At 70.6% G+C, this 20,250-nt stretch carries 25 protein-coding genes, 1 tRNA gene and 1 pseudogene; 11 read left to right on the top strand and 16 right to left on the bottom strand.

The genetic code is table 11. From position 1 onward, the window contains the following. Both SD626R_RS09995 and SD626R_RS09990 read right to left on the bottom strand, forming a co-directional pair. The coding region (locus SD626R_RS09995) for a zinc-dependent metalloprotease (RefSeq protein ID WP_176697304.1) at window positions 1-317 on the bottom strand (317 nt) is incomplete at its 3' end. Window positions 318-428: 111 nt separating this feature from the next. Continuing rightward, window positions 429-728 (bottom strand): hypothetical protein, encoded by a 300-nt coding sequence (locus SD626R_RS09990; RefSeq protein ID WP_092566201.1) that lies wholly within the window; start codon window positions 726-728, stop codon window positions 429-431. 119 nt (window positions 729-847) lie between these two features. Here SD626R_RS09990 and SD626R_RS09985 point away from each other — a divergent pair, with 119 nt between their 5' ends. The 3 genes from SD626R_RS09985 to SD626R_RS09975 all read left to right on the top strand — a co-directional run bounded on the left by SD626R_RS09985 (window position 848) and on the right by SD626R_RS09975 (window position 3,975). Continuing rightward, window positions 848-1,912, top strand: coding sequence for a M20/M25/M40 family metallo-hydrolase (locus SD626R_RS09985; RefSeq protein WP_092566199.1), 1,065 nt, complete (start codon window positions 848-850; stop codon window positions 1,910-1,912). A gap of 118 nt (window positions 1,913-2,030) precedes the next feature. Beyond that, window positions 2,031-2,105 (top strand) — tRNA-Glu (locus SD626R_RS09980). A 193-nt stretch (window positions 2,106-2,298) separates the two neighbouring features. Beyond that, window positions 2,299-3,975 carry a sensor histidine kinase gene (locus SD626R_RS09975; protein WP_092566197.1) on the top strand — a complete coding sequence of 559 codons (1,677 nt, stop codon included), beginning with the start codon at window positions 2,299-2,301 and terminating at the stop codon, window positions 3,973-3,975. 25 nt (window positions 3,976-4,000) lie between these two features. Here the strand turns inward: SD626R_RS09975 and SD626R_RS09970 are convergent, their stop codons facing one another. The 5 genes from SD626R_RS09970 to SD626R_RS09950 form a co-directional block, all read right to left on the bottom strand. Next, a complete protein-coding gene (locus SD626R_RS09970) occupies window positions 4,001-4,405 on the bottom strand; it encodes a helix-turn-helix domain-containing protein (RefSeq protein ID WP_092566195.1) in 405 nt (134 codons plus the stop codon). Window positions 4,406-4,564: 159 nt separating this feature from the next. Next, window positions 4,565-5,740 (bottom strand): inorganic phosphate transporter, encoded by a 1,176-nt coding sequence (locus SD626R_RS09965; protein ID WP_092566193.1) that lies wholly within the window; start codon window positions 5,738-5,740, stop codon window positions 4,565-4,567. A 12-nt stretch (window positions 5,741-5,752) separates the two neighbouring features. Further along, window positions 5,753-6,211 carry a YeeE/YedE family protein gene (locus SD626R_RS09960; protein ID WP_092566191.1) on the bottom strand — a complete coding sequence of 153 codons (459 nt, stop codon included), beginning with the start codon at window positions 6,209-6,211 and terminating at the stop codon, window positions 5,753-5,755. Beyond that, complete coding sequence (locus SD626R_RS09955) at window positions 6,212-6,769, bottom strand: YeeE/YedE family protein (RefSeq protein WP_092566188.1); 558 nt, start codon at window positions 6,767-6,769, stop codon at window positions 6,212-6,214. Window positions 6,770-6,777: 8 nt separating this feature from the next. Next, a complete protein-coding gene (locus SD626R_RS09950; RefSeq protein ID WP_092566186.1) occupies window positions 6,778-7,971 on the bottom strand; it encodes an MBL fold metallo-hydrolase in 1,194 nt (397 codons plus the stop codon). 249 nt (window positions 7,972-8,220) lie between these two features. On the opposite strand from SD626R_RS09950, the gene SD626R_RS09945 reads away from it, so the two are divergent. The 3 genes from SD626R_RS09945 to SD626R_RS09935 all read left to right on the top strand — a co-directional run bounded on the left by SD626R_RS09945 (window position 8,221) and on the right by SD626R_RS09935 (window position 9,825). After that, window positions 8,221-8,472 carry a sulfurtransferase TusA family protein gene (locus SD626R_RS09945; protein ID WP_092566184.1) on the top strand — a complete coding sequence of 84 codons (252 nt, stop codon included), beginning with the start codon at window positions 8,221-8,223 and terminating at the stop codon, window positions 8,470-8,472. Beyond that, window positions 8,469-9,056, top strand: coding sequence for a DsrE/DsrF/DrsH-like family protein (locus SD626R_RS09940; RefSeq protein WP_092566182.1), 588 nt, complete (start codon window positions 8,469-8,471; stop codon window positions 9,054-9,056). The genes SD626R_RS09945 and SD626R_RS09940 overlap by 4 nt, the downstream gene beginning before the upstream one ends. 124 nt (window positions 9,057-9,180) lie before the next feature. After that, window positions 9,181-9,825: a bifunctional 4-hydroxy-2-oxoglutarate aldolase/2-dehydro-3-deoxy-phosphogluconate aldolase gene (locus SD626R_RS09935; RefSeq protein ID WP_092566180.1), complete on the top strand. Its 645-nt coding sequence runs from the start codon at window positions 9,181-9,183 to the stop codon at window positions 9,823-9,825. Window positions 9,826-9,880: 55 nt separating this feature from the next. Here SD626R_RS09935 and SD626R_RS09930 read toward each other — a convergent pair whose 3' ends face one another. The 6 genes and pseudogenes from SD626R_RS09930 to SD626R_RS09905 all read right to left on the bottom strand — a co-directional run bounded on the left by SD626R_RS09930 (window position 9,881) and on the right by SD626R_RS09905 (window position 15,355). After that, window positions 9,881-10,945: a sensor histidine kinase gene (locus tag SD626R_RS09930; RefSeq protein ID WP_241996740.1), complete on the bottom strand. Its 1,065-nt coding sequence runs from the start codon at window positions 10,943-10,945 to the stop codon at window positions 9,881-9,883. 72 nt (window positions 10,946-11,017) lie between these two features. Beyond that, window positions 11,018-11,809 (bottom strand): HpcH/HpaI aldolase family protein, encoded by a 792-nt coding sequence (locus tag SD626R_RS09925; RefSeq protein WP_092566178.1) that lies wholly within the window; start codon window positions 11,807-11,809, stop codon window positions 11,018-11,020. A gap of 56 nt (window positions 11,810-11,865) precedes the next feature. After that, complete coding sequence (locus SD626R_RS09920) at window positions 11,866-12,963, bottom strand: PAS domain-containing response regulator (protein ID WP_092566176.1); 1,098 nt, start codon at window positions 12,961-12,963, stop codon at window positions 11,866-11,868. Window positions 12,964-13,080: 117 nt separating this feature from the next. After that, entirely contained in the window at window positions 13,081-13,494 is a 414-nt protein-coding gene (locus SD626R_RS09915; RefSeq protein ID WP_092566174.1) for a Rieske (2Fe-2S) protein, read from the bottom strand. An 87-nt stretch (window positions 13,495-13,581) separates the two neighbouring features. Beyond that, a pseudogene (locus tag SD626R_RS09910) lies at window positions 13,582-14,247 on the bottom strand (AIM24 family protein). Between the two features lie 736 nt (window positions 14,248-14,983). After that, a complete protein-coding gene (locus SD626R_RS09905) occupies window positions 14,984-15,355 on the bottom strand; it encodes a helix-turn-helix domain-containing protein (RefSeq protein ID WP_092566172.1) in 372 nt (123 codons plus the stop codon). 137 nt (window positions 15,356-15,492) lie between these two features. Here SD626R_RS09905 and SD626R_RS09900 point away from each other — a divergent pair, with 137 nt between their 5' ends. Beyond that, window positions 15,493-16,014, top strand: coding sequence for a GbsR/MarR family transcriptional regulator (locus tag SD626R_RS09900; protein WP_092566170.1), 522 nt, complete (start codon window positions 15,493-15,495; stop codon window positions 16,012-16,014). Between the two features lie 84 nt (window positions 16,015-16,098). On the opposite strand, the gene SD626R_RS09895 is transcribed toward SD626R_RS09900, so the two are convergent. Beyond that, window positions 16,099-16,650: a hypothetical protein gene (locus SD626R_RS09895; RefSeq protein WP_092566168.1), complete on the bottom strand. Its 552-nt coding sequence runs from the start codon at window positions 16,648-16,650 to the stop codon at window positions 16,099-16,101. A 157-nt stretch (window positions 16,651-16,807) separates the two neighbouring features. On the opposite strand from SD626R_RS09895, the gene SD626R_RS09890 reads away from it, so the two are divergent. Beyond that, window positions 16,808-17,278 carry a ribbon-helix-helix domain-containing protein gene (locus tag SD626R_RS09890; RefSeq protein ID WP_241996742.1) on the top strand — a complete coding sequence of 157 codons (471 nt, stop codon included), beginning with the start codon at window positions 16,808-16,810 and terminating at the stop codon, window positions 17,276-17,278. A gap of 73 nt (window positions 17,279-17,351) precedes the next feature. On the opposite strand, the gene SD626R_RS09885 is transcribed toward SD626R_RS09890, so the two are convergent. Continuing rightward, window positions 17,352-17,597: a hypothetical protein gene (locus tag SD626R_RS09885; protein ID WP_092566166.1), complete on the bottom strand. Its 246-nt coding sequence runs from the start codon at window positions 17,595-17,597 to the stop codon at window positions 17,352-17,354. Window positions 17,598-17,887: 290 nt separating this feature from the next. On the opposite strand from SD626R_RS09885, the gene SD626R_RS09880 reads away from it, so the two are divergent. Beyond that, window positions 17,888-18,325 (top strand): hypothetical protein, encoded by a 438-nt coding sequence (locus SD626R_RS09880; RefSeq protein WP_092566164.1) that lies wholly within the window; start codon window positions 17,888-17,890, stop codon window positions 18,323-18,325. Between the two features lie 13 nt (window positions 18,326-18,338). On the opposite strand, the gene SD626R_RS09875 is transcribed toward SD626R_RS09880, so the two are convergent. Next, window positions 18,339-19,220 carry an FtsZ/tubulin family protein gene (locus tag SD626R_RS09875; RefSeq protein ID WP_092566162.1) on the bottom strand — a complete coding sequence of 294 codons (882 nt, stop codon included), beginning with the start codon at window positions 19,218-19,220 and terminating at the stop codon, window positions 18,339-18,341. 177 nt (window positions 19,221-19,397) lie between these two features. Between SD626R_RS09875 and SD626R_RS09870 the strand changes: the two genes are divergently transcribed. Together SD626R_RS09870 and SD626R_RS09865 are read left to right on the top strand one after the other, a co-directional pair. Beyond that, a complete protein-coding gene (locus SD626R_RS09870; RefSeq protein WP_092566160.1) occupies window positions 19,398-19,991 on the top strand; it encodes a class I SAM-dependent methyltransferase in 594 nt (197 codons plus the stop codon). A 60-nt stretch (window positions 19,992-20,051) separates the two neighbouring features. Then, window positions 20,052-20,250: BolA/IbaG family iron-sulfur metabolism protein (locus SD626R_RS09865; protein ID WP_141651430.1), on the top strand; the 199-nt coding region annotated here is incomplete at its 3' end.

Here is a 20,250-nt window from a genome sequence, read left to right as displayed (position 1 = left end):
CCCGTCCCCGCCCCCCCGGTCGCGGCCGCCTCGTCCGGCGCCATCACGTTCCGGAACGTGTCGACGCTCGCGTCGATCCAGTGGTGGCGGTTCTGCACCTCGATCGCGTCGGGCACGTCGAACGCGATCCCCGCGACCTCGCTCAGCCGCGTTCGGGCGTCGCGGACGTCGGCGGCGTACCCCTCGCGCTCGGCGGCCGTGAGCGCGAGCGCTCCGGGGTCCGTGCTCGCCTTCGCGGCCGTCGCGGCCCGGTCCCAGTCGACGACGCCGGTGCCGGACGCCTCGGAGACCGCGCGCAGGCTTCGGAGAATGTCCATACGAACGGCAGGGCTGCGCGCCTGAAATCGCTTGCGTCGGTCCGCGGAGGCGGCGCGGATCGTCGTCGACGGCGCGGCTCGGCGTCGCCGCCGATCGCTCGCGTCCGCCCGTCAGTCGTCGCCGGCGATCCCCGGCGGGACCTCGTCGTCGCCGCGGAGCGCAGCGACGCCGACCGCGACCGCGACGAGCGCGGCGAGCGCGAGCAGGAGGCCCGCGACCGACTTCGCCCGGCAGCCGCCGTCGGACTCAACGCCGGCCGCGTCGTCGCTCGCGCGGTCGCCGCTCGCGTCTGGTTTCGACTCGATACCCGCCGCCGGGTCGTCGGTCCCGCCGAACAGTTCGAACGGGCCGACATCGACGTCCCCGTCGCCGAGGTGCAGTTCCAACAGCGTGAACGATGAGTCGCACATATCCCGTTGTTCGCGCGGCAACGGTTTAGGCGTGGCGGCGCGGTCGGCTCGATGGGGCGAAGCCGCTCCGACCGCCGCGGACCGGCGGTTTCTTGCCGGCCGCCCCGTCATCCCCGTCCATGCACGAGAGCGGCCGGACGTTCCTCGACGACCTGCTCGCGACCGCCAGCCCCTCGGGGTTCGAGACGGCGAGCCAGCGGGTGTGGACCGACTACGTCGGCGAGTTCGCGGACGACGTCTCCGTCGACGCCTACGGTAACGCCGTCGCGGTCAGCGAGGGCGCCCCCGACGCGCCGACGATCGCCCTGACGGGCCACGCCGACGAGATCGGGTTCATCGTCCGCGACGTGCTCGACGAGGGCTTCCTCCGGATCGCCCGGATTGGCGGCTCCGACCGCACCGTCTCGAAGGGCCAGCACGTCACCGTCCACGCCGACGAGCCCGTGCAGGGCGTGATCGGCCAGACCGCGATCCACCTGCGGGACCAGTCGGAAGAGGAGTACCAGGAGATCGCCGGGCAGTTCGTCGATGTCGGGGCGACCGACGCCGAGGAGGCCCGCGAGCACGTCGAGGTCGGCGACCCGGTCACCGTCTCGACGGAGCCGAGGGAGCTCGTCGGCGACCGGATCGCCGCCCGCGGGATCGACAACCGCACCGGGACGTGGGCGGCCGCCGAGGGACTCCGCCGGGCGGCCGAGCGCGACGTCGACGCGACGGTCTACGCCGTCTCCACGGTCCAGGAAGAGGTCGGGCTCCAGGGCGCCCGGATGGTCGGCGTCGACCTCGACGACGTGGACGCGTTCGTCGCCGTCGACGTCACGCACGCCACCGACAACCCCGACGTCGAGACCGAGCGCCGCGGCCCGGTCGAGCTCGGCGCGGGCCCGGTGATCACCCGCGGGAGCGCTAACCACCCGTCGCTCGTCGCGCTCGCTCGCGACGCCGCGGCCGACGCCGGCGTCGACGTCCAGCTGCAGGCGGCCGGCACGCGGACCGGCACCGACGCGGACGCGTTCTACACGGCGCGGGGCGGCGTCCCGTCGCTCAACGTCTCGATCCCGAACCGGTACATGCACACGCCCGTCGAGGTCGTCGACCTGAGCGACCTCGACGCCGTCGCCGAGCTGCTCGCCGGGATCGCCGACGGGGCGACGGGCGCGGCCCCGTTCGCGGTCGACGTCTGAGCGTCGCGTCGCCCCGCCGCAGCCGGGAGCTGAGCCACGGTAAACCGGGGCACGGCGCCGTCGAAGCGGAACTGTTTTACAATATCCTGTCGTACCGAAAAACGCGTCGAACGGACGCGCTCTGGTGGTGTAGTCCGGCCAATCATATCACCCTCTCACGGTGATGACCTGGGTTCGAATCCCAGCCGGAGCATCTCGATCCGACGCTGGTTCCCGATTTTCCCGGAAACCGAGCGAGAACGGTACCTCGGAATAGTACTTGATTTTTCACTCCGGAGAAACCAACGAAGGGGCACCCAGACAGTGAGTACCACGCTACCGGCGACTCCGACGACGGGCGCTCGCGCCGTCGCGACCGAGCGGCACGTAACCGGAGGGACCGGCCGGTGACCCTCGGACCGCTGGGCGTCGGGGTCGTGGCCGCGTCGTTCGCGGCCAGCGCCGGAGCGGCGTTCCTCCTGCGGTATCTGTACCGGCAGCGCGGGAAGTCGGGTGCGAACTGGTTCATGGGGAACATGGCGTTGGTCGCCGTATTCTGTCTCGCCTACGGGGTCGCGTTGCTCGTCTTCGACCCCACGGTGCGGGTCGCGCTCGCCGCCGTCGCGTTCGTCTGCGTCTGTTTCATGGGACCGTTCTTCCTCGCGTTCGGCCTCGATTACACCGGTCGGGGGAACCTCATCCGCACCCCGCTGTTCGGGGCCGTCGCCGCCGTCCCGCTCCTGTCGGTCGCGCTCGCGGCGACGAACCCGGCGCACGGGCTCGTGTGGACCGACTTCGGGTTCGATCCGGTGTTCGGGCTCGCCACGGCCACGTACACCGTGCAGCCGTGGGGGGCGTTCGCGTTCCTGTTCTCGATCGGGACCGCCGGCGTCGGGTCGCTGCTGCTGATCGGCGCGATACTGAGCTACGGCCCGCTGTACCGGCGCGAGGCGACGGCGGTCATCCTGAGCACCGTCCCGCCGTCGGTCGGCGTGTCGCTGTGGCTGTTCGGCGTCGGGTCGGTCCCCCAGCTACACCTGACGGCGCCACTGATGGTGATCCACGTCTCGCTCGACGCGTACGCCTTCGTGGGCACCCACATGTTCGAGACGAACCCGGCGACGCAGCGGATGGCGGAACAGACCGGGTTGGACTCGCTGTCGGACCCGGTGTTCATCCTCGATACCAACGAGCGGATCGTCCGGGTGAACGACCGGGTCGAGGCGCTCTTCCTCGACCCGTCGTCGGCGTCGCTCCCTGTCTCGTTGGAGTCGGTTCTCGGCGTCACGCTGGAGACCCTTCGCGAGCGGGGCGAGATCACCGTCGGGACGGAGGGCGGCGGGACGTTCGCCGCGTCGTTCACCGACCTGACGGACCCGGTCGGGGAGTCGGTCGGGAGCATGATCGTGCTGTACGACGTGACCGAGGAGCGCCAGCGCGGCCAGCAGCTCGGGGTGCTCAACCGGGTGCTCAGACACAACCTCCGGAACGAGACGATGGTCATCAACGGGTACGCGGAGCTGCTGAAAGCGACCGTGAACGACTCCACTCAGGCGACGCAGGCCGGCATGGTCGCGGCCGCGAGCGGTCGGCTGAACTCGATCGCGGAGAAGGCCCGCGAGTTCGAGGACGTACAGGAGCGGGACGTCCAACCGGAGTCGCTGTCGATGGAGAGCGTCGTGGGCGACGTCGCACGGACGCGTTCGGCCGCGCACGCGGAGGCGACGGTCGCGTGGACGGTCGACCCGGCGGACCACCGGATCCGCGCCGACCGGCGGGTCCTGTCCGTGCTCCTCGACAACCTGATCGAGAACGCGATCGTCCACTCGGACGCCCCGAAGCCGACGGTCAGGGTCGCCGTTTCGGGGGCGACCGAGGCGGACGGGGAGACCCGGATCGAGATCCGGGACGACAACGATCGGATCCCCGAACACGAGGTCGAGACGCTCCGGGCGGGCGAGGAGACCGCGCTACGGCACGGACAGGGGATCGGCCTCTGGATCGCCTACTGGTGCACGCGGAAGCTGCGCGGGGAGATCCGCTTCGAGTACGACGACGGTAACGTGCTGACGATCGTGTTGTGAGCGCGCCTCGAAGCGTCCGCCGGCGTCAGCTCTCGGCGGTCGACGCCGAGCCCTCGGTCCGGTCGTACTTGTCCTCGAACTCCCGGATGAGCTGGCCCATCTTCGCGTACCAGTCGTTGAGCATGCGCTGCATGTCGTCGGCGACCTTCTCCGGGTCGGTCGGGCGGTAGACGTGGTAGTACCCCCCCTGATCGTAGTTCACCTGCTCCTTCTGGATGAAGCCGGCCTGGAGGAGCCGCTGCACGGCGCGGTAGGCGGTCGACCGCTCGCGGTCGACCGCGTCCCCGATCTCGTCGATCGTCAGGGGCGACTCGGCCCGGACGAGCTCCTGAAAGACCTGCCTGTCGAGCTGTTTGAGCCCGTGGAAACACTCCAGTAACCCCTCACACGCCATGTCCCGCTGGAGCTGTTCGGACATCGAATCTGGCATTTTACTGTTGAATTCGTACGCGACACGCCGTTAAAATGTTTGTGTATAAAACGTACAATTTTGCGCGAATGTCTGACCGGTGAAGCGGAACGCCCGCAGTCCGCAGTCACCGTGCCGACGCTCGTCGGAGGCGGGCGCTGCGCGGTCGCTCCCGAGAGATCACAGGAATCCGACCGCGGCGGCGTACGCGAGCGCGAACGACAAGACGAACGACCCGGCCCACGCCCCGACCGTCACGAGGATCTTCCGCGCGTCCACCGCGTCTCGCCCGCCCACCGCGGCGCCGCTCCCGATGATCGCGCTGACGACGATCTCGTTGAACGAGACCGGCACGCCGAGCAGCACCGCCAGCTGAGCGATCAGGAACGACGGGACGAGCGCGGAAATGGAACGCCGCGGTCCGAGCGACGAGTAGTCCCGCGCGAGCGACTTGATCATCCGGGGCGCGCCGGTCCACGACCCGACGAGCATCCCCAGCCCGCCGCCGACGAGGACGGCGAACACCGGGACCGCTCGCAGCTCGTCGAGCAGCGGGAGCAGCGGCCCGACTGCGAGCCCGACCTGACTCCCGCCCGCGGAGAACGCCACCAGCGACCCGAGCGCGAGCAGCACGCGCCGCAGGCCTCCCTCCTCGTCGCGTCCCACGTCCCACCAGACGACGGCGGCGACCGCCAGCCCGGCGGCGACGGTGACGGCGGTCCCCCACGCGACGCCGTCGACCGCCAGCGCGCGCTGTGCGAGACCGCGGACGGTGCCGGACGCGCTCCCGGCGCCGAGGAAGCCGAACCTCACGTTCGCGAGGACGGCGGCGACGAGACCGGCGAGCGCCGGAACGCAGCACCGCTCGGGGGCGTCGGGACGCGGGAGCACGCTCGCGATCCCGAACGCGATGCCGCCGCCGACGAACGGCGTTAACACCCAGACGGCGGCGACCTGTCGGTACTTCGGCCAGACCGGCGTCCCGCCGAGCGCGAGGCCGACGCCAATCACGGCGCCGGTCACGGTGAACGCGGTCGCGATCGGGATCCCGGTCGCGATACCGACCGCCATGAGCCCCGCGCCGAGCGCGAGGACGAGGATCACGCCGGCGACGGGGAGGCCGATCCCACCCACGAGGCCGCTCCCGACGGCCTCCGAGACGTTGCCGCCCTGCGTGACGGCGCCGGCGAAGCCGAAGACGCCGACGAGAAGAGCGGCGCGCATCGTTCCGATCGCGTTCGCGCCGACGGCAGGGGCGAACGGCGTCGCGCCGCTCGATCCGGCGCCGATGACCCACGCCATGAACAGGCTGGCGAGCGCCGCGCCGACGAAGAGGGCGATGAGAGCGGGGTCCATGGTACGGGCGTGTCAGTCCACGCTCGCCGGAGCGGCATCGCGATCCCGGCTCCGACTCCGCAAGTACCCCTGCGCGTACGCGCCGACGAACATGCCGCCGAGCGCCCAGAGAATGGCGACGTTGCCGACGCCGAGGCTGGCGTACGCGGCGCCCGGACAGATGCCGGATAGCCCCCAGCCGACGCCGAAGACGGCGCCGCCGACGATGACGTTCCGGTCGAACGGCTTCAGCCGGCGCTCGTAGGCGTCGCCCGTGAGGGGCGCCGCGTCTCGGATCCGGGGAAGCAGCGCGAACGCGACCCCCGAGACGACCGCGGCCCCGAACATCACGAACGGGAGGCCGAGGTCGTCGAACTGGAGGAAGTTCAACACGACCTCCGGCCGCGCCATGTGGCTGAAGCCGAGCCCGAACCCGAAGATGATGCCGCCGACGAAGATCAGCGGCTTGAACAGGGGGTGTCGATCCGCCATCTAGGGGCTCACCCCCAGCGCGGCGACGACCTGTGCGGTCCCGATCGCCACGGTCAGGAACGTCAGTACGCCGACCAGCGACGTCTTCGACGCCGACCCGACGCCGCAGACGCCGTGGCCGGACGTACACCCCTTCCCGATCCGGGTGCCGATACCGACCAGGATCCCGCCGAGGAACAGCCGCCACGGCTGGACGTCGGTCGCCCACAGCGTGACGCCGGCGACCTCGTACAGCCGGCCGGTCGTTCCGGGCTCGTACAGCGAACTCGTGACCACGCCGGACTGGAACGTCGCCGCGAACGCCAGCCCCCCCAAGACGATGCCGGCCGTGAACACGAGCCGCCAGTCGCGGGAGCCGACGTACCGCCCGAACCGCGACTGGTCGGAGACGTACGACAGGGTCGACTCCAGGAACGTGCTCGCTCCCGCCGGGATACCGGTCCCGGCGTAGACGACCACGGTCCCGAGGCCGACGAGCAGTCCGCCGACGGCGTACCGGCTGATCCCGTTGGGGAACAGCTCGGCGAGCGCCTGGAGCAGCACTGGGTCAGCGACCATCGGCGTCGTTAGTCACCCGCGAGCGACTCTTGGCTGGCGGCGCAGTTGTTCGGGCCGAGCTCGAGGGTGAACGCCTCCTCGTCGTCGACGGCGTTCTGGCCGAGGTTCGTCGCGATGATGTCCTCGTAGTTGGCCGGCCGCGGGGGCATGTCCGAGAGGATCAGGTCGACGAACGCGTCTTCGTCCATGGTTAGAGCGTCCATCTCCGCGACGAGTTCGCCGATCGGTGTCGTGTACGTTCCGTCGGCGGCCGGCTCGGCGGAGTCGCTGAAGTGGGCGCCCCCGATCAGCGTGTCGTCGGGCAGCGTGAGGACGCGCTCTTGAAGCGACTCGTAGAGCGTGCGCGCGGCGTCGGGCGCGCCCTCGTCGCCCTCTTCGAGGTCGGGGCGCGCGACGCTCTCGACGAACAGCCCGTCCCCGGTCGCGAGCAGGTCGTCGTCGACGAGGTACGAGGTCATCCCGGTCGTATGGCCGGGCGTGGCGACCGCCTCGATCGTCGCGTTACCGACGTCGAAAGTATCGCCGTCCGCGACCGTCGTCAGTTCGTCCGCGTACGTGACACCGCGGTCGACCGCGGCCGCGGGGACGACGCCCTCGACGCCGGCTGTGTCGAGCTCGCGCACGCCCGAGACGTGGTCGGCGTGGACGTGCGTGTCGATGGCGTACCTCAGGTCGACGCCGAGGTCATCGGCGTCGTCGAGGTAGCGGTCGGTGAACGCCCGGAGCGGGTCGATGACCGTGGCCTCGCCGTCGTCGTAGAGGAGGTAGCTGAGACAGCCCGACGAGGGGCGCTGGTACTGCAACAGCGTGCCCGCGCCGTCGTACCCGGTCACTTCGACGGCCTCGTAGATGCTGGCCCAGCCGTTCATGCCGTCTTCGAGGTGGTCGACGTCGTAGCCGCGCTCCGCGAGCGTCCCCGCGACGTACTCGCTGGCGCCGCCCTTCGCACAGAGAACGGTCACCTCGCGGTCCTCGGGGATCCGGTCGAGGACGTCGGCGTCGACCTCGTCGTCGAGGAACTCGAAGTACGGGGCGTTGATCGACGTGACGTTCTCGCCGTCGATGCGCCACTCCTCGTAGTCCGCGCGCATGCGGGCGTCGAGGAGGGTGAGGTCCTCGCCCGCGTCGATGCGCGCTTTCAGCGCTTCCGGTGCAATCGTCTCGACCTCGGCGTCCGGCGTCGGGAAGTCTTCAGCATCCATGTTGTACGCTTCACCGTATCGGTTGTGTATAGAAAAGAGTTTGCATAGTAATTCAATAGACACACAATATAATATCCGACAGCGGCCGCGTATAAAGCGCTCAAGAGACAGAAAGTCCGATTTTCGGGGGTAGCACCGAAACAGCGACGAGAGTGGTTGTTCATATTATTCCCAAGAAGCAACATTCTTTTAATCTTGGGAGGAGTATTGTGTGATAGCTCCAATATAGACTAACGGAGCGGATTCCAAATGAGTGCCGAATACGACATCGCGGAGACGCTCGACGTGAAAGGCGAATCGTGCCCCATGCCGGTCGTGAAGACGAAAGGCGCAGTCGACGGCCTGGCCGACGGCGAGGTCCTCGAGGTGCTGGCGACCGACCCGGGAAGCATGAGCGACATCGACGGCTGGGCCTCGGGCACCGCGGGCGTCGAACTTGTTGACCAGACAGAGAGCGACGACACGTACAGACACTACGTCAGAAAGACCGAGCAACGATGAGCGCGGACTCGCCGGTCGCGGACGAGTCTGACGTGTCGGCGGACGGTCCGCCCTCCCGTGCCGAACTGGCCGCGCGCGTCGACGAACTGGAGGCGGCGCTCGACGAGGCGACGGCCGAAGACGGCGCGAAGAAGATGAGCATCATCGCGACGAAGGGAACGCTGGACATGGCGTACCCGCCGCTCATCCTCGCCAGCACCGCCGCGGCCTTCGGCTACGACGTGACCGTCTTCCACACGTTCTGGGGGCTCGACATCCTCCACGAGGAGCGGTCGAAGCGTCTCAAACTCAGCTCCGTGGGCAACCCCAATATGCCCGTCCCGAACGTCGTCGGCGCGCTCCCCGGAATGGACCGCGTGACGACGCGACTGATGGAAAAGCGGATCGCGGACAACGACACCGCCTCGATCGAGGAGCTCCTCGAGACGAGCCTCGACATGGGCGTCGAGTTCCAAGCCTGCCAGATGACCATCGACCTGATGGGCTACGACGAGGACGACTTCTACGACGGCGTCACCACGGGCGTCGGCGCCGCGACGGCCTTACAGGACATGGCCGATTCGGATATTCAGTTGCTGGTCTGATCCCTCGACGTTGCCGACGGCTCACCGTGGCGCTACCCCGCGGGCGCCGTTAGTCGTTTTGGGCGACGGCGACCCGCCGTCGCGAGCCGGCCGCTTTATCAGGACCGGCCTCCCGGGTAGTCGCATGCACGCACGACGAGTCGAGCGGATCCGCGAGGGCGGCGTGATCGCGATCCTCCGCGGCGTGGAGCCGGACGCCGCCGTCGACGCCGCGGACGCGGTCGTCGACGGCGGCGTCACGGCGCTGGAGGTGACCGCGGACACGCCGCGCGTCGCGGAGACGATAGGGCGGCTCGCGGACCGGTTCGGCGACGACGTCCTCGTCGGCGCCGGAACGGTCCTCGACGCGGAGACGGCCCGGGCCGTACAGCTCGCCGGCGCCGAGTTCCTCGTCACGCCGACGGTCGACGCCGGCGTCATCGAGACCGCGAACCGCTACGGGACGCCGGTCGCTGCCGGCGCGTTCACCCCGACCGAGGCGCTCGACGCGTCCGAGGCCGGCGCCGACTTCGTGAAGGTGTTCCCCGCCGCGACGGGCGGGCCGGAGCACGTCGCGGCCCTCGGTGGCCCGCTCCCGCAGATCCCGCTGGTGCCGACCGGCGGGGTCGGTCCCGGGAACGCCGGCGACTACGTCGCGGCGGGCGCTGTCGCCGTCGGCGTCGGTAGCGCGATCGTCGACGGCGACGCGATCGCGAACGGGGAGTACGCGGCGATCGCCGAGAACGCGCGCCGGACGGTCGACGCGGTCGCGGCGGCCAGGGAGCGGTAGGTCGCCGGGCGGGAGCCCCGCGTCACCGGGGCGCGGCCGGCTCGCCCCCACCCATTCAGGACGCCTCGACGGTCGGCAGCGTGATCCGGACGACGGTCCCGGTCGGCTCGTTCTCCAAGAGTTCGAACGTTCCGCCGGCGGTCTCGACGGTCCAGTAGATGATCCAGAGCCCGAGCCCCTGCGTGTGGACGAGCGGCGTCTCTGTCGGGCTCTCGATCGCGTCCACGTTGAACTGCGGGATCCCCGCCCCGGTGTCGGCGATCCCGACGACCGCCGCCCCGGTGCGGTCCGCGCGGAGCGTGACGGTCACCGCGGCGTCGCTCGGCGTGTGCTCGACCGCGTTGCGGATCCCCTCCTCGATCGCCGTCGGGAGCGCCGGGTGCGACCGCACGCGCGGGTCGCCGTCGAACTCCGTCGCGATCGACGCCTCCGGGTACGCCGCTCTGACCGCCTCGGCCCGCTCTTCGAGGAGCGTCCGGAGGCGGAACGCCTCGCGCTGGTCGGTGTTCCAGATCGAGACGATCTCCCGCGTGCGGTCGGTCGTTTCGAGGAGGCGCTCCAGGTGCGTCCGCGCGGTCCGCACGTCGTCGTCGGTCTCCGGGCCGTGGTCGCGCCGTTCGACCCTGTCCAGGGTGCCGAGCGCGACGGTGAGTTCGTTCCGGAGGTTGTGCCGGAGCACGCGCTGGTTGATCGTCAACAGCTTGGTCAGGTCGCGGGCCTCGCCGAGCCGCTCGTCGGCCTCGACCGCGTACAGCCCGCCGCGGACGCCGACCGCCGACCCGAGGCTCGTCGCGAACGCGAGGAGGAAGGTGAACTCCGACGCGTCGCCTTCCAGCACCCAGATCAGCCAGACCGCGAACGCGAGGAGCGCGAACGAACCCGCCACGGAGACCGCCAGCCGCAGCGCCCGCCACTTGCCCGACCGGGAGACCGGTCGGTTCGGGAGCCCGTACCCGGTCGCGACGACGAGGAGGGCGATGGCGCAGATCACGAACGCCTCCAGCGTCGTCCCGATCCCCTCGCCCTCGGTGACGAGGTGCGCGAGGCCGAGGCCGAAACAGAGGGCCCCGAGCGCGTACACCCCGTGTTGGGGGCGGATCCGGCGACGTGGGAAGGACACGATTTGTCATACGAAGGGTGATACAAAGGGTTTCGCCACCGGGGGGTCGCGGCGGGGCGAGGCGCCCTCGGCCTACGCGTCGCTCTCGTATGCCTCGACCCAGTCCGTCACCGCCGCCTTGAGCGCCCCGGTCGTGCTCCCGAGGTTCAACAGCTGGTAGCCGGCCGCCGCCTTCTCGTTCACGTCGTCCGTTCCGAAGCCGAGCCCGCCGACGGGCACACTCGCGGCGATGGCCTTCGACCGGACCGTCTCGACCGCCTCTTGCACCGCCGGGTGGTCGATCTCCCCGGGGTGGCCGAGCGAGACCGACAGGTCGAACGGCCCGACGAAGACGAAGCCGAGGTCCGGGACGGCGAGGATCTCGTCGAGGTTCGCGACCGCGGCCTCGGTCTCGATCGTCGCGCCGACGAGCGTCTCCGCGTCCTCCGTCGCCACGTAGTCCTCGGCGAGCCCCCAGCGGCGGGCGCGCGGCGATCCGAGGCCGCGGTCCCCCGGTTCGCCGTCGTACTCGAAGCGGGCCGACTTGACCGCCGCCCGCACCTCGTCGGGGCCCTCGACGCGCGGGAGGAACACGTTCCGCACGCCGAGGTCGAGCGCCTTCCGGACGAGCGTCGGGTCCGTGTCGGGAAGCCGCACGAGCAGCTCCGTGCCGGTCGCGTCGGCCGCGCGGAGCAGGTCCTCGATCCGGCCCGCGTCCCACGGGTCCGGGCCGCCGTGTTCGAGGTCGAGCCAGACGGCGTCGAGCCCGAGGTCGCCGTAGAACTCCACGAGCGTCGGGCTGTACGCGTTATCGAGCACGCAGAGCGCGACGTCTCCGTCGCCGAAGGTCGCCGCCAGGGCGTTTGTCGACTGTGGGTCTGTCATAGCTCGTCGCTTCGGGCGCTCGCGGGATACGTGTGCCGACCGCGGCGGCGGCCCGGTCAACGCTCCCGGGCGATGACGAAGAACCGCTCCGCCCCGCGGAGGTCGATCTGCGCGACGTGCACGTCGACGTGGAGCCTCGACCCGTCGCGGCGACGGTAGCGCCCCCCGAGCTCCCGCATCTCGCCAGGATCCATCTCGGCCCACATGCGCCTCGCTTCGGCGGGGTCGATCGCCTCGTCGACCTCCCAGACGCGCTTGCCGAGGAGCTCGTCCTCCGCGTAGCCGAGCTCGTCGCACAGCCGGCGGTTGGCGTCCACGATCCGCCCGTCCGCGTCGTGGATGTCGATGAGGTCCGGCGACTGCTCGAAGAGGATGTCCAGCTTGGCGGCCCTCGATTCGAGCTCCGCCTCGCGCTCCTTCCGGTCGGAGATGTCGCGGATGATACAGACGTGCCCGCCGTCGTCGAGGCCCGCGAGCGAGAGCAGCTTCGGATAGACGCTGTCGTCGACGCGCTTCCCGACGGACTCGTCGGACCACGGGTCCTCGGAGAGCGAGGGGATCACCTTCTCTCGGAGCCGTTCGGTCTCTTCCTCGGGGACGGTCGTCACCCAGGGCTCGCCGATCAGCGTTGCGGGGTCGACCCCGTACAACTCGGCGTACGCGTCGTTCATGTCGGTGTAGTGGCCGTCCGGACCGATGACGGCGATCCCCTCGTTGGAGGCCTCGACGGCCCGCGCCCACAGGTCGGCCTCGCGCTCCGCCCGCCGCCGCTCGACCGCGTTGACGATCCGGTTCGCGAGGAGCTCGAAGTGGTCGGCGCCCCCGCCCTTCTGGAGGTAGTCGGTGACGCCCGCGGAGATGGCGCTACTCGCGACGGCCTCGGACCCCTTGCCGGTGAAGAGAATGAAGGGGAGGTCCGGTCGGTCCGCGCGGACGGCTTCGAGGAACTCGATGCCGTTCCGGTCCGGCATGTCGTAGTCGGAGACGACGCAGTCGAAGTCGCCGGTCGCGAGGGCGTCGAGCGCCGCCTCGACGTCGGCGACCGACTCCACGTCGATCCGGTCCTCGACGCGCGCGAGGTACGTGGCGGTGAGCTCCGCGAACCCCCCGTCGTCCTCCGCGTGGAGCACTCGGATCGGCGTCTCCGCGTCCATGGTGTGTCATGAGGTTCAAGTCACTTAGTCGCTCCCCGCCCGTCGCGGTCGTCGCGACCGCGGCCCGACCCGAGGCGCGGGGTCGCTCGGGGGAGGGGGCGATCGGAGCGGCGCCGATCAGAGCGACAGGTGCGAGGTCGACCCCGGGTCGCCGTCGTCGGTCCCGCCCTCGTGTCGGAACGAGTAGCCGTCGTCGGTCAGGTAGACGGCGCCGTCGTCGACGGCGACCTCGACGTCGCGGAGCGTCGTCCCGTCCGCCGGGCCGTTGTCGCACTCGCCGGAGCAGGCGTCGAACAGCGAGCCGTGTCGCGGACAGATCACCTCGCCGTCCCGCATCGGCACGCCGCCGCCCGTGTCGAACCGCTGGCTCTCGTGCGGACAGGTGTTGACCCACGCCCGAATCCCGGGCGGCTCCTCGCAGGGCACGAGGACGACCTCCCGGTCGTTCGTGAACGGGTCGGCCGCCGTGAAGCGGTAGGACCCGCGTTCGGTGACGGTCTCGACGTCGGCCAGCTTCGTCCCGTTCGACATCGGGCGTGTCCACGGGCGGTCAGAAGTAAAACACCGGGGTCGGCGACGCGTCCCGCGCGACCGCGTCGAACGGCGCGTCGCCGCCGACTACGCCTGCGTGACCGACCCCTCCTCGTGCGGCTGGACGACGACGAACCCGTCGGGGCCGGTGAACTCCATCTGGAGCGACTCGCCGGAGGTCTGCCCGATCTCGACGAGCTTGTTCGTCTCGATAGAGGGCGAGAGGTTCGCGCTCCACGCCACGGTGGCGTCCGGGTCGGTGAACACCGGCGGCGTCAACACCAGCGGGTCGCCGTGCGTCGAGATCGCGACCTCGCCGGGACCGGTGAGGAACACGTTCGTCAGGCCGCCGGCCGCCATCCCGGAGAGGCTGCCGACGGTGTCGATCTCGTAGTCGACGCTGGCGTCGAACGCCAGGACGTCGTTGCCGTTGACCGAGATCGACTCGCCGTCGTCGAGGTCGAGCACCCGTACCTTCTTGCTCTGCTCGGCGGCGTACAGTTGCCCCTCGCCCTCCGCCTCCATGATCGGCGTCCCCTCGCCGCTGACGGCCTCCTTCACGATTCCGGTGACACCGCCCTCCGCGGAGGCCCGGCCGGTGAAGGTGAGATCGCCGGTGTACGCCACCATCGCGCCGGCCTTCACCATCACCGTCCCGGAGACCGGAATCCGCAGCAGCCTGTTGTTCGCCTTCTAAAAGCCGGTGCCGTCAGCGTCGGGCGCGTTCGACCGCGTGAACTCGTCGAGGTCCATGCTCGCACGAGTGATCGCTCGGACGACACTTGGGAGTCGCGGAGAGTAAAGCGAGATTTTGAGCCTGTCGAGCGCCGTGTAGATGGGTCGTCGTGTGAGACGCTCTGTCGCGATTTCGGCCGGATAGGCGACCGAAGTAGACGTTGGCGGTTCGTCGGCAACGACGCGGCGATCGGACGACTGTGACCACCTGCGACGCCCGCTCATACGTAGACGGTGCGGTCGGCGCGTGCCTCCGAGGCCGCCTCGCGGCCGAGGAGCACGCGCGAGGGAGCCGGTGAGCGCTCGGAGAGCGCGAACCGCGAGGCTGGGGAGGTGTGAGGCTTCGGCGCTGTGCGGTCGGCTGGGACTCAAAGGGGCAGCCGCGAGGGCGAAGCACGGCGCAGCAAGTACCGCAGCGAGTGAGCGGAGCGAACGAGCGAGGAACGCAGCAAGCCGCGCGAGCCGTCGCGGCTGGGGCTTTGGCGGTGTTCACCGTCGATCCAGCATGTACTGCATACAGCCGAGCGGCTGGGGCTTTGGACGCCTTCACCACACTAGCGTCAACCCCGGATCACCGGGGGATCGCGGCTTTAGAGGCGTTCGTCACAGCGCCCTAACTACTCAAAAAATATCGATAACGACACCGCTCGTCGGATACAGGAATCGCTCGACGAATTCGATACGCCCGTTCGCGTAGTCGCCGTGTCCGTACCGAACTCGATCGATCCGGGTTGAACTCGCGGCGTCCGACCTCTCAAGACCCGTCGCCTTCCGTCGACGAAGCGTCTGGCGCTCCGCCGAGGCGCACGACGATCCGCTCGGTCGTCGGGGCGTACACGGTCATCTCCGTTCCCTTCTCGGAGTACCAAGTCTTGACCGGAGCGATCAGCTCCGCCTCGCAGAGCCGGTCGAGGTGGTACGTCACGTTCTGGAGCGACGCGTCGACGGCGGCGGCGACGTCGGAGGCCGTGCCGGGCTCGTCCGCGAGCGCGGCGAGGACCCGCTGGGCGGTGTTACACGAGAGGGCGCGGAGGGCGTCGGTCGGCTCGTCGCGTCCGATGACGACGTCCGTCTCCTCTCGGGGGGCGTGCTCGACGGGCGGCTGGTGTGGAAACGCGCTTGCCATGAGCTGTGGAGGGTGAGCGACTCGTTCGCTCTGTTCGGTTCAAGCCGAACGAATCAAACATTTTAATACTTACGAAACGTCTACGTCGCGTATGGCCGTTCGACACGTTCACCCGTCGGAGCGACGAGGGAGCCCGCATGAGTGAGGACGCCGAGGTCGCCCGCGAGCGCGTCATCGAGTCGCTCGAACAGTCGGCCGAGGTGTACGGGCTGAGCCGCAGCGCCGGCCGGATCTACGGCGTCCTCTACTTCGCGACCGACCCGCTGTCGATCCCCGAACTCGTCGAGCGGACCGGGTACGCGAAGTCGACGGTCAGCAACGTCACCCGCACGCTCACGCGGGTCGGGCTGATCCGGCGGCGGTCGTCGGACGGCGGCGGACGACGGGTCCGGTTCACCGCCGAGCGCGAGGTCTGGTTCATCGTACAGGACGTCTTCCAGCAGTACGTGTACCGCGAGCTACAGACCACGCACCGGGAGATCCGACGCGCGGAACGCGGCCTCGGCGACGCCGGGGGCGCTGACGACGCGGGCGGCGTCGAGGCCGAGCGGATCCGCGAACTTCGGGAGACGTACGCGGACCTCCGGGAGATCGTCGAACTCGTCTCCGACCTCTCGGCCGCGGAGCTGCGGGACGCGCTGGAGTCCTACGAGCGATAGCGCCGACCTCCCCCACTTCCCCCCGCTCGTCTCCTCTCACTCCCCCTCGCTCATCTCCTCTCACTTCCTCCCGCTCGTCTCCCCCTACCAGTGCACCGCGTACGTGCACTCGTCGCCGCCCTCTCGCCGGGAGTTCGATCCGGTCTCCTCGATGAACACGAACGAGTCGACCGGGGCGTGCTCCCGCGCCACGCCGCGGATCAGTCCGCGGTCGAACGGGCACGGGTACGGCGTGTGACACGTCACCTCGCCGGTCCGGTCGTCGACGCGCTCGAAGCGGTACTCGCCGATCTCCCCGCCGCGGTGGTTCCGGCGGTAGGCGTCGTCGATCCCGCGGAGCCCGGCCGGGACGGTCGCCGACTCGTCCGGCCAGTCGGCGGCGTCGGGGACCTGCTCGCCGAGGCGATCGAGGACGTGCGGCTGGAGGTCCGCCGCGATGGTCTCGAACGCGTCTAGCCACGCCTGCTGCGGGTACCACTCGTCGGGCGCCGGATCGCGGATCCCCGCCTCCGTGAGCGCCGCGAGCGCCCGGTCGCGGTACGCGTCGGAGAACCGACCCATCCCCTCCTCGACGACCGACAGGACCGTTCGACCGTTCACCTCCGCGTCCCGGTCGAACGCCTCGTACGGAGTCATAATGCGCGTCTAACGAGTTCGAGGGCATAAACCCAACACATCGGACGACGGGAGGGCAGACGCCGGGGCGCGTGGCGACGGTCGCGGCGGGCGCCCGTCCAAAAATATCTGTCTGTCTGACAAAAAAGTAATACGGGTGGGGGCGCCTCGTGAGCCCATGGTGAAGAGCACGGTCCGGTTTCCCGAGTCGGTCGTCGGCGAGATCGAGTCGCTGGTCGAGGAGGGCCAGTTCGAGAGCAAGTCCGAGTTCTACCGGTTCTCGACCGACTACGTGCTGAACCAGGTGCTCGACGACTACGAGCCGGAGACGATCGACTACGAGGAGATCAGAGGCGAGGTGATGCCGCAGGCGGGGCGCGAGCTCGGCGGCGACGCCGACGCGGACCACCCGCCGTTCTTCGAGAGCGTCGCATTCGTGCGGAAGCTCGCTCTCCGCGGGAACTTCAGCGACGCCGAGGACTTCATCGACCACCAGTACGTGCCGGGCGACCGCCACGCGGTCGTCTTAGAGGAGCTCCTCCGGCTGTACCGGGCGGAGGCGGCCCCCGCCCCGCGGGAGACCGTCCCGCGGGAGACCGCCTCGGACCGCGACGCGACGCGAGCCGCGCCGGACGAACCGCAGCGCTGACCGGTCGCCGGTTCCCCGATTCCGCTCGGCTCAGCCGCCTGGCTTCCTTAACTCAGTTCCCCGACACCTCGGTTCAGTTCTCCGGCTCCGCTCGGCTCAGTCGCCACCGGAGCGCCGCGGCGACGAAGAGCACCGCCGCGAACGTGACGAGTCCGGAGATCAGCGCGCCGCGAGCGCCGGTGACGCCGGTGGTGAACGCGCTCGCCGACGCCCCGCCCCCGGCGACGGCCGCGCCGCCGGCCAGCCCGCCGAACCCGATACAGCAGAGGCTCAGCAGGCTGACGAGCGACAGCGACCCGAGCAGGCCGTCCCCGCTCACGGGCCGGCCCTCCGCCTCCGAACCGAACCGGACGCCGGGGGCGGCGTCGGCGGGGGCGCGTCCATGTCCCCGGCTGGTCGGTCCGCGTTGGAATAGGTGACGGGCTCTGGCGCGTCGCGCGTCAGACCGTCACACCGACGCGGGGACGGAGCCGACCGTCGCCGACGCGTCGCGGTCTCTCATCGACCCGCGATGCCGCGTCACCTCATCCCGGGTAAGGGCCCGCGAACTGGCCGCTGAACGGCCAGTAAGATATTTCAGCGTTCAGCTGTTTATCGTTACCAAGTGTCATGGAAGTCGCGGATGACGGATCGGATCGGCCCCGATCCGACGACGACTCACAGGGGCGTCACACGTACCGGACGGACCGGGCCGTCCGCGAGGGCGGTCGGCTCCTCGGCGAGGTCGACGGCGATCGCTTCCGCGAGGTGCTCCTGCGCCACCCGGAGGCGTGCGAAGCGTACCGGATGATATCGGGGACTGGGTACCGAGACCCGTCGGAGGCGACGGGGAGCTACACCGCGGCGGAACACGCCGGCCGGGTCGAGGCGGACGTCGAGTCGGTCGCGGCGGGGCTGATCGACCCCGGTCACACCTGCGTCGTCAGGCTCGACACGGCCGGGCCGCAGCTCGCGACGGTCCGGAACGAGGTCGAGCGGGCACAGGTCGAGTTCGACGTCGACCGCGTCCGCTGGGTGGCGCCGGAGGGGACTGGCTCCGGGGACTGACGCGGCGGTCCGCTCACCCGCGTCGCACCGCGATGTCGGAGTAGCCGCAGCCGTCACAGGAGAGCGTCTCGCGCGCGCCGAACCGGTACGCCGACAGGGCCGCCCCGCAGCGCGGGCAGGCGTCTCCCGCGGCGAGCGGCGGGGCGTGGCGGACGCCCGCGACCACGAGCCGGACGGCGAGCTCGTCCGCGGCCGTCTCGTCGACCGCGCCGCCCCAGATCACGTTGGCGTCGGCGCCGACCCGGTCGCGGACCGCCGCGATCGCGTCGGTCGCGGCGGCGACGCTCGTGGCCGGGTCGACGACGACGTCCACGAGGACCGCGCTCGCGTCGGTGGCGTCGACCCCCGCCGGGAGCCCGTCGAAGGCCGCCGCGACCGCGGCCTCCGGCGCGTCGCGGTCGGCGGTCCCGGTGCCCAGCGCGGCGACGCCGGCGGAGAGCACCGTCTCGGCGTCGGTGAGGTCGAGGTTGACGAAGCCGGGCTCCTGGACCGTCGCGAGGAGCGCGCGGACCGCCGGCTCGACGGCGTCGCCCTCGGCGAGCACCACGGCGTCGACGGCGTCGCGAACCGCCGCCAGCGCGTCGCCCTCGGCCGCGACCGCGGGGACGACCGCGACCGCGAAGGCGTCGAGGGCGGCGAGCGCCCGGAGCGTCTCGGTCGCCTCGTCGTCCTCGCCGACCTCGTCGGGGTCGAGGGCGACGACGACGGCCGCCGGGGACCCGGTGGCGGTCCGCGACACGTCAGCCGCCTCCGCGAGGAGGTCCTCGGCCGACGCGTACCTGGCGTTCCGGAACGACGCGCCGGCGAGCCGGTCGGCGTACGCGCCGAGGCCGCAGACGACGACGGAGCCGTCGAGGGCGTCGGCCGCCTCGCGCAGTTCGTCCCGGTGAGTCATCTGCGAGGGCCGTTTCGGCTCCGGCGACAAACCCCTTCGCACTCGCTCGCGGCCGGGGAGAGGGGGGACCGACCGCGGGCGGTCGCCGCCGGCGGGACGCTCCCGGCGAGACGCGCCGAGCGGGACGCCGCCGGCCGGATCCCAACCGCTAAGCCCCGTCGACCGCGACCGACCGGCATGGAGCGTTTCCGGAACACGGGGCAGCCGGACTGGGACTGGTGGGGGCGGATCTGGCCGACGCCCGGCGACACACTCCGACGGCTCGGGCTGGCGCCCGGCGACCGCGTCGCCGAGGTCGGCTCCGGCAACGGCTACTTCGCTCTGCCGGCCGCGCGGATCGCCGACCCGGCCTCGGCGTACGCCGTCGACCTCGACGAGTCGCTGCTCGCCGAGCTGGAAGGGCTCGCGGACGCGCAGGGGATCGACAACGTCGTCCCGGTCCGCGCCGACGCTCGCGACCTCGCCGACCTCCTCCCCGAGCCGGTCGACCTGGCGCTGTTCGCGAACGCCTTCCACGGGGTCGACGACCGGGCCGCGTTCGTCGCGGGCGTCGCGGCCGCGCTCGCCGCCGACGGGCGGTTCGTCGTCGTCAACTGGCGCGACCGGCCGCGCGAGGAGACGGCGATCGCCGGCGAGCCGCGCGGCCCGCCGACCGAGCTCCGGGTCGGTCCCGAGGAGACGCGGCGCGCGGTCGAGGACGCGAGCGACCTGCGGCTCGCCCGCGAGGTCGACCTCCCGCCGTTCCACTACGGGCTCGTCTTCGAGCGCTGACTGACGGGCGCCGCCGTAGCCATGCAATCGCTTTTTGTCCGGGCGGATCCGAATCGGGGTATGACCATCGAACCGGCCGCGATCGAGGACCTCATCGAGGACGGAATCCAGGACGCCGTCGCCCGCGTGACGGCGCCGCGGGTCCACAACGACGAGGACGAGGACGCCCACTTCGCGGCCGTCGTCGTCTCGCCCGCCTTCGACGGCGAGTCGCTCGTCGACCAGCACCAGCGCGTGTACGACGCCGTCGGCGACCACA

It is taken from the genome of Halorubrum sp. SD626R (genome assembly GCF_001261915.1).
Classification (GTDB): domain Archaea; phylum Halobacteriota; class Halobacteria; order Halobacteriales; family Haloferacaceae; genus Halorubrum.
This window is presented reverse-complemented; position numbering and strand designations above follow the sequence as displayed.

Excerpts from the sequence above, each read along its gene's own strand:
- SD626R_RS09900 (WP_092566170.1), top strand. The coding sequence starts at position 15,493 with ATGAGTGAGGACGCCGAGGTCGCCCGCGAGCGCGTCATCGAGTCGCTC.
- SD626R_RS09945 (WP_092566184.1), top strand. The coding sequence starts at position 8,221 with ATGAGTGCCGAATACGACATCGCGGAGACGCTCGACGTGAAAGGCGAA.
- SD626R_RS09965 (WP_092566193.1), bottom strand. The coding sequence starts at position 5,740 with ATGGACCCCGCTCTCATCGCCCTCTTCGTCGGCGCGGCGCTCGCCAGC.
- SD626R_RS09970 (WP_092566195.1), bottom strand. The coding sequence starts at position 4,405 with ATGCCAGATTCGATGTCCGAACAGCTCCAGCGGGACATGGCGTGTGAG.
- SD626R_RS09905 (WP_092566172.1), bottom strand. The coding sequence starts at position 15,355 with ATGGCAAGCGCGTTTCCACACCAGCCGCCCGTCGAGCACGCCCCCCGA.
- SD626R_RS09950 (WP_092566186.1), bottom strand. The coding sequence starts at position 7,971 with ATGGATGCTGAAGACTTCCCGACGCCGGACGCCGAGGTCGAGACGATT.
- SD626R_RS09985 (WP_092566199.1), top strand. The coding sequence starts at position 848 with ATGCACGAGAGCGGCCGGACGTTCCTCGACGACCTGCTCGCGACCGCC.
- SD626R_RS09870 (WP_092566160.1), top strand. The coding sequence starts at position 19,398 with ATGGAGCGTTTCCGGAACACGGGGCAGCCGGACTGGGACTGGTGGGGG.
- SD626R_RS09960 (WP_092566191.1), bottom strand. The coding sequence starts at position 6,211 with ATGGCGGATCGACACCCCCTGTTCAAGCCGCTGATCTTCGTCGGCGGC.
- SD626R_RS09955 (WP_092566188.1), bottom strand. The coding sequence starts at position 6,769 with ATGGTCGCTGACCCAGTGCTGCTCCAGGCGCTCGCCGAGCTGTTCCCC.
- SD626R_RS09915 (WP_092566174.1), bottom strand. The coding sequence starts at position 13,494 with ATGTCGAACGGGACGAAGCTGGCCGACGTCGAGACCGTCACCGAACGC.
- SD626R_RS09880 (WP_092566164.1), top strand. The coding sequence starts at position 17,888 with ATGGAAGTCGCGGATGACGGATCGGATCGGCCCCGATCCGACGACGAC.
- SD626R_RS09875 (WP_092566162.1), bottom strand. The coding sequence starts at position 19,220 with ATGACTCACCGGGACGAACTGCGCGAGGCGGCCGACGCCCTCGACGGC.
- SD626R_RS09935 (WP_092566180.1), top strand. The coding sequence starts at position 9,181 with ATGCACGCACGACGAGTCGAGCGGATCCGCGAGGGCGGCGTGATCGCG.
- SD626R_RS09990 (WP_092566201.1), bottom strand. The coding sequence starts at position 728 with ATGTGCGACTCATCGTTCACGCTGTTGGAACTGCACCTCGGCGACGGG.
- SD626R_RS09940 (WP_092566182.1), top strand. The coding sequence starts at position 8,469 with ATGAGCGCGGACTCGCCGGTCGCGGACGAGTCTGACGTGTCGGCGGAC.
- SD626R_RS09925 (WP_092566178.1), bottom strand. The coding sequence starts at position 11,809 with ATGACAGACCCACAGTCGACAAACGCCCTGGCGGCGACCTTCGGCGAC.
- SD626R_RS09895 (WP_092566168.1), bottom strand. The coding sequence starts at position 16,650 with ATGACTCCGTACGAGGCGTTCGACCGGGACGCGGAGGTGAACGGTCGA.
- SD626R_RS09920 (WP_092566176.1), bottom strand. The coding sequence starts at position 12,963 with ATGGACGCGGAGACGCCGATCCGAGTGCTCCACGCGGAGGACGACGGG.
- SD626R_RS09890 (WP_241996742.1), top strand. The coding sequence starts at position 16,808 with ATGGTGAAGAGCACGGTCCGGTTTCCCGAGTCGGTCGTCGGCGAGATC.